Origin of the sequence: Synechococcus sp. BA-120 BA3 (genome assembly GCF_034931285.1) — a bacterium.
In the GTDB taxonomy this organism is placed as follows: Bacteria; Cyanobacteriota; Cyanobacteriia; order PCC-6307; family Cyanobiaceae; genus Cyanobium.
In genome coordinates this window covers 1-9873 of the sequence record NZ_JAYGHZ010000003.1, presented here as the reverse complement: position 1 = coordinate 9873, position 9873 = coordinate 1, and the positions used below count along the sequence as shown (strand labels likewise).

Genomic DNA, 9873 nt, shown 5'->3' with positions numbered 1-9873 from the left:
GCCAGATCCGCACCTGGACGCTCGATGGCAACTGGAACTTCGTCAGCTCCGACAACAACCTGACCACACCCACCAGCAGCGCCGGCCTGCTGTTCCAGCAGCAGTTCATGGTCGATGCCACCGGCACACCGCTGACCACCGAGCCCCCGACCATCACCACCACGCCGAACACCAGCACCACCGTCCAGGTGCTCGATCCCAACGGCGCCGTCGAGCTGCTGCGCGACACCACCAACAACCGGATCTCCGTCCGCGTCAACGGCCTCACCTCCGCCGTCCGCTTCCAGGGCAAACAGATCACGGCCACCCAGTTCACCGATCGCCAGATCCTGGCCGCGGAAACCAACGCCGCCGGTCAGAACCAGATCCTCTGGAAGGTGGTCTCCACCGGCCAGATCCGCACCTGGACCCTGGATCGCAACTGGAACTTCGTCTCCTCCGATCCCAACCTGTCCGATCCAACCAGCGCCGCCGGGCTCCTCCTCCAGCAGCAGTTCATGGTCGACGCCACCGGCAGGCCGCTCACCGGCACGACCCAGAACGCCGCCCAGGAGCTGGCGGACCCGGTGACGGTCGACCCGATCATCGGCGGCGGCACCAGCCTGGCCCCGGCCAGCTTCGACGACGTTCTCGGCGCCCCGGTGGCGTTCGACGCCCTGCCTGCGGATCCGATGCTCGCCGGTGAGCCGATCCTGGCCCTGACGGAGCTCGCCTCCCTCGGCGGCGGCCAACCCCTCGCCATTGAGCCCCTGGCCTCGCCGTTCCCGGCCGCCGGCTTCGGCGCCACAACGGCCACCCCCTGGCTGGTCGACACCCAGCCCCTGCTGTGAGACGTCACCCACGCGCCGGCGTTTCACGGCTGATCGATCCAAGAGCCGCTGCCTCACCGCAGCGGCTCTTTCGCAGGGACCTCCGGAGGAATCAGGACAACAGCCCGAGTGCCTCCTCCAGGCCAGCCAGCACCACATCGGCGGTGATCTTGATCCGGTAGCGGCAGGCCTGGGTTTCGCTGCAGGCGAAGGTGCCGTGCTCCCAGTACTTGTTGCTGCCGGCGCCGCCGCCACAGAGGCCGAAATAGGCGCACTCGTCCCGGCAGCGGTCGGTGCCGGCGCGCATGTCCGCCAGGATGCGCCGGAACTTGGCACTGGCCGCGATCGAGACGAGGCTGTCGGTCTGGACGTGGCCGAGGACGAAGTCGCCGTAGGTGTCGGTGTGCACCGCCAGCAGCTCGGGGTCGAAGGTGGAGATCGCCCCCCTCGCATCCACGTTGACGATGGCGAAGGGGTTGTTCATGTCGGTGCAGGCCAACCGGGCATCGGCCTGGGCCAGGCTGCAGATGCCCTCGAACTCCCGCACCCGCATCAGCTCGGGCCGCTCCTGCCACAGCGCCCAGAACCGCTCCAGGAAGCGTCGATAGGCGGCCTCGGCCCGGGGGCGGCTGAGGGTGGAGACGCGGTTCTCCCCTTCGGTCTCCTCCATGTTGAAGGCCACGTCGGTGATGCCGTGCTCCACGAAGAAGGCGTGGAGCTCATCGGCATGGGCGAGGGACTCCTCGGTGATCACGGCGATCACCTGGAAGGGGATGCCGCGGCGGCGCAGGTGCTCAATGCCGCGCAGCGTGGCGGCATGGGTGCCCAGGCCGGTGCGGGTGCGGCGGTGGACGTCGTGCAGGAAGGCGGGGCCGTCCATGCTCACGCCCACGGCGATGCCGTTGCGCTCGAAGCAGTCGCACCAGGCCTCGTTGATCAGCGTGGCGTTGGTCTGCACCGACTGGTGGATCGTCAGGGGCTCCCCCGTCCAGCCCTCCAGCGCCCGCCGCACGCTCGCCGTGGCGGCGTCATAGAAGGCGATCGGCACGGTGAGCGGCTCGCCGGCATGCCACAGCAGGGTGAAGTCGCCGCCCACGTAGGGGCTCTCCAGCACCCGCGCCAGGGCCGCCTCCAGCAGCTCCAGCGACAACCGCTGCCGGTCGTCACGGTTGGGCAGGTAGCAGTAGTCGCAGTCGAGGTTGCAGTAGGGGGTTGGCTGGACCACCAGCAGCTGCAAGGGCCCGAACCCTTCCGGGTTGCCCGGTGGCGGCGTACCGGTGGCGGTCACCAGAAGTTGCGGAAGCCGCCGTTGCGGAACCCTCCGTTGCCCCAGCCGCCGTTGCGGAAGCCGCCGTTGCCCCAACCGCCATTGCGGAACCCGCCGTTGCCCCAGCCACCGTTGCGGAAGCCGCCATTGCCCCAGCCGAGGCGGGGGGAGTTCACGAACACATAGGCGAGGCGGCCATCCGGGGCCTTGGCCCGGCCCTCCGCCCCCGCCGGCCGGCCGGAGGCCTCGCCCATGGCCTGCGAGATGCGCCGCAGCCGGGCGTCGATGGAGCCGGGCGCCGCCTCCAGGGGGGGTGAGGACGGTGCGTCGATGACAGCCCTGGCCGCCGCGCCGGCCGGAGCCAGGGCGGCCAGCAACAGCAGGAAACCGAACAGACCGGAACGGGGGTGGTTCGTCATCGGGTTGCTGCCAGGTAGGAAGGGGAGGCGGATGGGTGGGGCGGAGCGGAGGGGTTCAGGGACGGGGCGCCGGGGCGGGGGCCGCCAGCTGGAGGCCTTCGCGGGTGATCAGCACCGACTCGAAGAACGCCCGCACCCGGTCGGTGGGGACCGCCAGCACACCGGTGGGGCCGATCCAGGGAGCGACGCTGGACACCGCATCGGGGCGACCTTCCAGGTAGCCCTGGAAGAGGCTGGCGATGGCCAGGTTGACCACGTTGAGCAGCCGGGAATTGTTCTCCGGCACGATGCAGCCGACGCCGTAGCTCACGTAGGGCTGCTCCGGCACCAGGGCCACACCGGAGAGCCGGCGCTCGTGCCGCAGGCCGGCCAGCAGGTTGGCATCGCCCAGCACCCCGGCCACCTTTTTCTGCTCAAGGGCCGTGACGGCCTGGGGCAGGGTGGGGAAGCTGACCGCCTTGGCGCTGGGCTCCAGGGAGCCGAGGAACCCAGCCCCGAGCGAACCCTCCACCACCGCGATCGGCTGGCCGGCGAGGGAGGCGGGGGAGCCGTCGAGGCCGCCGCTGGCGGTGAGCAGCCGCAGGCCGGAGAGGCCGATGGGCAGGGAGAAGTCCACCAGCTTCTCCCGATCCCAGGCAAAAGGCACCCCGCAGGCCAGGCCGGCCCGGCCGCTGGCAACGGCCTCCACTGAGATGGTGGTGTTGTCGACGGGGGCGAAGCGGATCCGCACCGACGGGCCGAGCTCGGCCTTGAGCTGGCGGTCGATGCGGCGGGCCAGGTCGATGGCGTAGCCCTCCGGCTCCCCCTTCGGCCCCATCCGGACCAGGGGCGGGCTGTCAGCGGGACCCACCATCAGCACCTCACCGGAGGTCGCCGCCTGCTGCAGCACGGCGTCGGCGGCGCTGGCCGGCACCGGGGCGGACAGGGAGCACAGGCAGGCCAGAGATCCCAGGGCCAGGGCCCTGCCGTGGCGGGATCGGATCGAACCGGAAGCCACCGCAGCGGGAGAATCCATTCGCCGAGCCGTTCACGTGCTGCACCTTAGGGGCGGTTCGGTGGCTTGCCCACGGAAGCTTCCGGCCTTGAAACGCTGGCTCCGGGGCCTACCAGTTCCGGAACGCCCCACCGCGCACGCCGCCCCCATTCACGAAGCCGCCCCCGCCCCTGGCATTGACGAAACCGCCGCCCCCGTTGCGGAAGCCACTGCCGCCGTAATACGGGTGCCCGTTGACGAAGCCGCCGCCACCGGCCACATTGCCCCATCCGCCCCGGCCGGCGTTGGCGAAGCCATAGGCCAGCCGCTGATCGCCGGCGGAGGCACCGTCCGCCCCGCCCCCTGCAGCCTGGGCGCGGAACGCGGCGCTGATGCGCTGCAGCCGTTGCTCGATCGTGGCTCCGCGGGCCGGCGAGGACAGCAGGGCCGCCTCAACGGCGGCGGGAGCGGTGAAGGCCGCCAGCGCCAGGGAGAACCCGAGCAGGGCCGTGCGGGAGGTGATGGGCATGGGGCGAATCTCCTTAGCGGGCAGGGGAAGTGGGGGCGACGGATGGGGACGTTGCAGGCAGGGGCCTGACCCGTTCGTAGTTGAGCAGAACGGACTGGAAATAGGCCTTGATCACCTCGGGGGGCAACTCCAGGACTCCCTTCGGACCCAGCCAGCGGTTGACGCTGGCCACGGCCGCCGGCTCATCGTCGAGGTAGCCCTGCACCAGCCGGGCGATGGCCAGATTGACCAGGTTGCGGAAGGTGGAATTGTCTTCCGGAAGAATGCAGCCCACCGCAAAGCGGGAGAAGGCCTCCGCCGGCACCAGGCCGTACCCCTTGCCACCGAGGCTCTGGAGGGCACCGGCGAGCAGCAGGGAATCACCCCCCACGCCATCCACCTGGCCGGCCAGCAGCGCCCGCACCGCCGGCTCGATGCCGGCGAAGGGGACCCGCACTGCCGTCGGCTGCACGGCGGCGATGGTGGCGCTGCCCAGGGAGTCCTTCACCACGCCGATCCGCTTGCCCGCCATCGAGGCCGCCGAACCATCGAGCCCCCCCTGGCGGGTGAGCACGCGGATCCCTGAGAGGGCGAAGGGCATGGAGAAGTCGACATACATCTCCCGCTCCCAGGTGAACTGAACCCCACAGGCCAGATCCACATCACCGCGGCTCACGTCACGGAACACCGCCAGCGGATCCGCGTTCGCGGTGTAGACGATTTTCACCGGCCGATTGAGATAGGTGGAGACCTCCGCCTCGATCCACCGGGCCACATCCAGGCTGTAGCCCACCAGCGTCTTGCTGGCATCGCGGTAGGCGAAGGGCACGAGGTCGGTGGGGCCGGCCATGGTGATCTCGCCGGTGCGCGCCGCCTGCTCGAGCACCGATTCGGCCCTGGCGGCCGTGGGGCTGGCCAGCGCCGCCACCAGGGCCAGCAGCAGGGAAGGTGCCACCACGGGCCACCGCCGGGCCCGGCCGGCGAAACCGATCGGGACGACCGCCTGTTGCGACGTTGGCGACTGAAGCGTTGGCGGCTGAAGCTTATGGAGCGGAGTGGGTCGCTGCGGCACGCGGTTCTGCGCTGGGGGGCATCGGCGCTCACTCTGACAACCGATCGCCGGCGGAACCACGGCAGCCAGGGATTGAGGTGGATCTTCACCCTGGCCCCGGCTCCGGTCAGGGCTCAGGCCCGGTCTCAGGCCACGGTGGCCGCGAAGCGCATGCTGAGATCCAGCCAGGGGCTGCGGGTGATCGGGGCACTGGTGGAGATCAGATCGATGCCGGTGGCCGCGTAGGCGGCCAGCTGCTCCGGCCGCACCCCGGAGGCCTCCAGCACCACCGCCGGCGCCAGGGCCCGCAGCTGCGGCACCAGCTCCGCCAGCGCCTCGGGGGTGAAGTCGTCGAGGAGCACCGCATCGGCCCCAGCCCGCACCGCGGCTTCCGCCTCGGCCGTGGTCTCGGCCTCCACGATCACCCGCGCCGGCCAGGGGGCCGACGCCCGCACCGCGGCGATGGCGGGCGCCACGCCCCCCGACCAGGCCAGGTGGTTCTCCTTGAGCATGGCGGCATCGTCCAGGCCGAGACGGTGGTTGCAGCCGCCGCCGCAGCGCACGGCGTACTTCTCCAGCACCCGCAGCCCTGGCGTCGTCTTGCGGGTGTCGGCCAGGCGCACACCGGTGCCCGCCAGCACCTGCACCAGGGCGGCGGTGGCGGTGGCGATGCCCGACAGGCGCATGGCCAGGTTGAGGGCGGTGCGCTCCGCCGCCACCAGGGCAGAAGCCGGCCCCTCCAGCTCCAGCAGCCGCTGGCCGGCGACCACCGCCTCGCCATCAGCCACCAGCAGCCGCACCGACGCCTGGGGGTCCAGCTGCGCCAGCAGCGGCCCCACCAGCACGCCGCCGCAGAACACCCCCTCGGTGCGCGTGACCCAGTGGGCCTGGCCATAGCGGCCGAGCAGGGCCGGAGCCGTGAGATCGCCGCGGCCGATGTCCTCGGCCAACCAGCCACGCAGCTGGGTCTCCAGGAAAGGGGTGAAAGACAGCACGGGGAAAGTGCCCACGGCAGACGGCAGGATGACCGGCTTCAGGTGCCTGCGGGGGGCGCCGCGGCAAAGGGGGGGCAGACCCGCTGCACCGAATCACAGGCAAAAATGGTTGGCTTCTGCCAGGACAGGGGAATCTCCAGCAGGTCACGGGTGCCCGTGATCCCCTGCGCCACGAACAGCACCGCCGCCAGGATCGAGGCGCTGAGATGAAGCCGTCGCCAGCGCAGATCCTTGAGGATCTCCGGGCGGGAGGCCAGCGAGAAGATCATCAGCCCCACCACGCCCACCCCGGCCCAGTAGTGGGACTGCCAGAAGGCGGGTGTCAGCGGGTTGTCACTGAGGCGCCACACCTCCGGCTGGGCCCCGAGGCCGAGCACCCCGGCCCAGGTGAGCAGGGCGAAGACGAGCCGGTAACCCTTGGCCTTCACCCGCCACAGGGCCAGCAGGGAGACCACCGTGCCCATCAGCACCAGCAGCAACTGCAGGGCACGGCCGGGGCCGCCCGTGAAGCCCTCCGCGGGCTGCTTGGTGACGATCACCACCGTCAGGGCCACGAGCACCACCAGCACCACGCCCGCCGAAAGCCACTGGCCCAGGTCGGCGTGGTCGCGGCCGGTGGTGGGCGGCAGCTTGGCCTTCTCCACCCGGCGCTGCCGGGCCTGGACCCCGAGCCGCACCACCATGCCGATCAGGGGATAGATCAGCACCACCGCCAGGGCGGGGTGCAGGATCCAGAGCCAGTCGACCGTTTGCATTTGACGCTGGGAATCGTTCCCCAAAGCTTTGGTGCTGGAGGTTAAGCGGTCAACAGGGGTGTGCGTTTCGTGATGGCGGCGGGTGGTCCGTCGGGGGGGCTATTTGCCGATGCAGAAGCGCGAGAAGATCCGCTCCAGCACCGCCTCGCTCACGTCCTCGCCGGTGATCGCCCCGAGGCCGGTGATGGCGCCGCGCAGGTCGATGGTCCAGAAGTCCCAGGGCAGATCCAGCGCGGCGGTCTCCAGCGACCGCTCCAGGCTGGTGGCCGCCGCCGCCGCCAGCTCCCGCTGCCGGCCGTTGAGGGCCACCTGCAGCCCCTGGATCTCGGTGCCGCCACAGAGGCCCAGCAGGGCCGCCACCAGGCCGTCCCGGCCCGCGCCGGTGAGGGCACTGATCCGCACCAGGGGCGCCTCCGGCGGGGCCGACGGCACGCCGCCCGGGGCGGCTCCCGCCGGCAGGGCATCGAGCTTGTTGCCCACCAGCAGCAGGGGCACCCCTTCGGGCACCAGCGCCCTCAGCTCCTGGTCGGCGACGGTCCAGCCGGCCAGCAGATCGAAGAGCAGCAGCACCGCGTCGGCACCGGCCAGGGCCTGACGGCTGCGCTCGATGCCCAGCAGCTCCACCCGGTCGTCCGTCGGACGGATCCCGGCGGTGTCGAGCAGGGTGAGGGGCACACCGTCGAGCACCAGGTCGCTTTCGAGCAGGTCGCGGGTGGTGCCCGGCAGGTCGGTGACGATGGCCCGCTCGCGGCGGCTGAGCAGGTTGAGCAGGCTTGACTTGCCCACGTTGGGCCGGCCGACGATGGCCACCCGCAGCCCCTCGCGCAGCAGCTCCCCCTGGCGCGACTCGGCCACCAGCCGGTCCAGCTCGCCCCGCACCGCCTCCAGCTCGGCCCGCACCTGCCTGCCGTCCAGGGGAGGCAGATCCTCCTCGAAGTCGACCCTGGCCTCCAGTTCGGCCAGCTGGTCGAGCAGGCGCTCCCGCAGGCCACCGATGCGGCGCTGCAGGCCGCCGTCGATGCCGGCCATGGCCAGCTCGGCCGCCCGGCGGCTGCGGGCAGCGATCATCTCGCCGATCGCCTCGGCGCGGGTCAGGTCGAGGCGGCCGTTGAGGAAGGCCCGCTGGCTGAACTCCCCCGGGCCGGCCAGGCGGGCACCGGAGGCCAGCACCAGCTCCAGCACCCGTCGCACGGCGACCAGGCCTCCGTGGCAGTGGAACTCCACCACGTCCTCCCGGGTGAAGCTGCGGGGGGCCCGCATCAGCAGCAGCAGGGCCTCATCCACCCGCCGGCCATCGGCAGGATCCACCACATGGCCGTAGAGCACCCGGTGGCTCTCCCAGGCCTGGGAACCGGGGGCCACGAACAGACGCCGGCCGATCACCTCGGCCGCCGGGCCTGAGAGGCGCACGATCGCCACGCTGCCGGCCCCGGCGGCCACGGCGGTGGCGATGGCGGCGATCGTGTCCCCATTAGGGTTCGCGCCAATCGGGACAACTCCCCGCGTCACTGGTCTGATGGCACCGTTTCGGCTTCAGTCTCCGTCCCTGCCGCGGGCCCTGAGGGCGGCGAGACAAAAGCTGCGCCAGGCGATCGAATGGCTCTGGCGCCAGGAGGGAAGCCATGGCCAGCGGGCCCGGGGGCTGGCGGCCGGGGTGTTCATGGGCTGCTTTCCGATCTTCGGCTTCCAGACCCTGCTGGGGGTGGCGCTGGCCAGCCTGGTGCGGGGCAACCACCTGCTCGCCGCCGCCGGCACCTGGATCAGCAATCCGATCACCTACGTGCCCCTCTACTGGTTCAACTACCAGCTGGGCAGCCTGCTGCTGGGTCCCGGCAAGGGCTGGCCGGGACGGTTGACGCTGCACCATGAGACCCTGCGCCAGCTGGGCTGGGACTTCACCTCCCGCCTGCTGCTCGGCTCGACGATCGTGGGGGTGGTGGCGGCCACGCTGAGCGGTTTCCTCTGCCTGCGGTGGCTGGAGCGCCGCCACCGGGCCTCCTGAAGGCCGTCTCACCGATGCCGGACATCCCCGTGGCCCCATCACCCCTGATCGAGATTCGCGAGGCCGACCTCAGCAACCCGGTCGATGGCGCGGCGCTGCTGGCCCTGATGGAGCTCTATGCCCGCGACCCCATGGGTGGAGGCCAGGACCTCTCCGACTTCACCCGGGCCCATCTCATCGATGCCCTGGCGAGCCGCCCTTCGGCACACGTCATCCTGGCCTTGGCAGCGCAGGAGCCGGCCGGGCTTCTGATCGGCCTGGAGGGCTTCTCCACCTTCGCCTGCCGGCCCCTGCTCAACATCCACGATCTGGTGGTGGCCGAAGCCTTCCGTCGGCAGAGGGTGGCCCGGCGACTGCTGCAGCGGGCCGAGGTGATCGCCCGGCGGCTCGGCTGCTGCAAGCTCACCCTGGAAGTGCTGGAAGGCAACAGGGCTGCCCAGGCCGTCTACGGACGTGCGGGGTTTGAGCCGTATCAGCTGGACCCCGCCATGGGGCGGGCCCAGTTCTGGGAAAAGCGGCTATCGGATGGAGACTGAAACCTCAGGATTCGGCCAGCCCGGGAAACACCATCAGGTCGATGTGGCCGCCGGAAGGTTGACGCCATTCCCGGAATTCAGCCGCCAGGGCCCGGTGCTCATGGTCGAGGGATTGCGACTCCAGATCCAGCAGGCGCTGATGTACCAGATCGAGCGTGTTGTCGATGAGCTGGGCAGCCTGTTCGGAGGTCATGGCATCGCTGCGATGGAGAAAGCCTGAGCTTCGAGGTGTTGTAGAAGACGCCGCCCCGGCGGGTTGTAGCCCCTGACACGGGCCGTCTCCCCCGTCGGCGGACCCGCACCGATCACATCGTCTGCGCCAGCCACTGCTGCAGCGGGCTCCAGTCGTCCTGTTCAGCAATGGCCGCCCAGATCCGCTCGATCACGGACCGCACCGGCGTCTCCGGCAGGTTCCAGCGCAGCAGACCGGCGGCGATGGCGGCCTCCGCGGTGGCACCCTGCCGGGCCGCCACGGCCTGGCACCCGTGCCACCAGCTGTCCCGCCAGGCGAGCCATTCGGCCCGGGGTGGCGCCGGGGCCCCTGCCACGAAGGGGTCC

At 71.0% G+C, this 9873-nt stretch carries 13 protein-coding genes; 3 read left to right on the top strand and 10 right to left on the bottom strand.

Going from position 1 to position 9873, the window contains the following annotated elements:
• Positions 1–830 (top strand): hypothetical protein (locus VB737_RS00335; protein WP_500310175.1); only part of this gene is annotated, 830 nt, incomplete at its 5' end.
• Positions 831–921: 91 nt separating this feature from the next.
• Here VB737_RS00335 and grrM read toward each other — a convergent pair.
• The 8 genes from grrM to mnmE all read right to left on the bottom strand — a co-directional run bounded on the left by grrM (position 922) and on the right by mnmE (position 8286).
• Positions 922–2097: a cyclophane-forming radical SAM/SPASM peptide maturase GrrM/OscB gene (gene grrM / locus VB737_RS00330; RefSeq protein WP_500310173.1), complete on the bottom strand. Its 1176-nt coding sequence runs from the start codon at positions 2095–2097 to the stop codon at positions 922–924.
• On the bottom strand, positions 2094–2495 hold the full coding sequence (gene grrA, locus VB737_RS00325; protein ID WP_323243299.1) for a GrrA/OscA1 family cyclophane-containing rSAM-modified RiPP: 402 nt from the start codon (positions 2493–2495) through the stop codon (positions 2094–2096). The genes grrM and grrA (VB737_RS00325) overlap by 4 nt, the downstream gene beginning before the upstream one ends.
• Before the next feature lie 55 nt (positions 2496–2550).
• Positions 2551–3510 (bottom strand): extracellular substrate binding-like orphan protein GrrP, encoded by a 960-nt coding sequence (grrP, locus tag VB737_RS00320; RefSeq protein ID WP_500310171.1) that lies wholly within the window; start codon positions 3508–3510, stop codon positions 2551–2553.
• An 88-nt stretch (positions 3511–3598) separates the two neighbouring features.
• A complete protein-coding gene (gene grrA / locus VB737_RS00315) occupies positions 3599–3997 on the bottom strand; it encodes a GrrA/OscA1 family cyclophane-containing rSAM-modified RiPP (RefSeq protein ID WP_500310169.1) in 399 nt (132 codons plus the stop codon).
• Positions 3998–4010: 13 nt separating this feature from the next.
• A complete protein-coding gene (gene grrP / locus VB737_RS00310; protein ID WP_323243296.1) occupies positions 4011–4934 on the bottom strand; it encodes an extracellular substrate binding-like orphan protein GrrP in 924 nt (307 codons plus the stop codon).
• A gap of 239 nt (positions 4935–5173) precedes the next feature.
• Positions 5174–6022, bottom strand: a complete 849-nt coding sequence (gene nadC / locus VB737_RS00305) for a carboxylating nicotinate-nucleotide diphosphorylase (protein WP_500310166.1) — start codon at positions 6020–6022, stop codon at positions 5174–5176.
• Positions 6023–6060: 38 nt separating this feature from the next.
• The gene (locus VB737_RS00300) at positions 6061–6777 is read right to left on the bottom strand and encodes a DUF4079 domain-containing protein (protein WP_500310164.1); all 717 of its coding nucleotides are present in this window, start codon (positions 6775–6777) and stop codon (positions 6061–6063) included.
• A 99-nt stretch (positions 6778–6876) separates the two neighbouring features.
• Positions 6877–8286 (bottom strand): tRNA uridine-5-carboxymethylaminomethyl(34) synthesis GTPase MnmE, encoded by a 1410-nt coding sequence (gene mnmE, locus VB737_RS00295; protein ID WP_500310162.1) that lies wholly within the window; start codon positions 8284–8286, stop codon positions 6877–6879.
• Between the two features lie 7 nt (positions 8287–8293).
• Here mnmE and VB737_RS00290 point away from each other — a divergent pair, with 7 nt between their 5' ends.
• Together VB737_RS00290 and VB737_RS00285 are read left to right on the top strand one after the other, a co-directional pair.
• Positions 8294–8779 carry a DUF2062 domain-containing protein gene (locus VB737_RS00290; RefSeq protein ID WP_500310160.1) on the top strand — a complete coding sequence of 162 codons (486 nt, stop codon included), beginning with the start codon at positions 8294–8296 and terminating at the stop codon, positions 8777–8779.
• Between the two features lie 14 nt (positions 8780–8793).
• Positions 8794–9315 (top strand): GNAT family N-acetyltransferase, encoded by a 522-nt coding sequence (locus VB737_RS00285; RefSeq protein ID WP_500310159.1) that lies wholly within the window; start codon positions 8794–8796, stop codon positions 9313–9315.
• 4 nt (positions 9316–9319) lie between these two features.
• On the opposite strand, the gene VB737_RS00280 is transcribed toward VB737_RS00285, so the two are convergent.
• Both VB737_RS00280 and VB737_RS00275 read right to left on the bottom strand, forming a co-directional pair.
• Entirely contained in the window at positions 9320–9508 is a 189-nt protein-coding gene (locus tag VB737_RS00280) for a hypothetical protein (RefSeq protein WP_094585766.1), read from the bottom strand.
• A gap of 112 nt (positions 9509–9620) precedes the next feature.
• On the bottom strand, positions 9621–9873 hold a 253-nt coding region (locus VB737_RS00275; protein ID WP_500310157.1), incomplete at its 5' end, for a protein adenylyltransferase SelO family protein.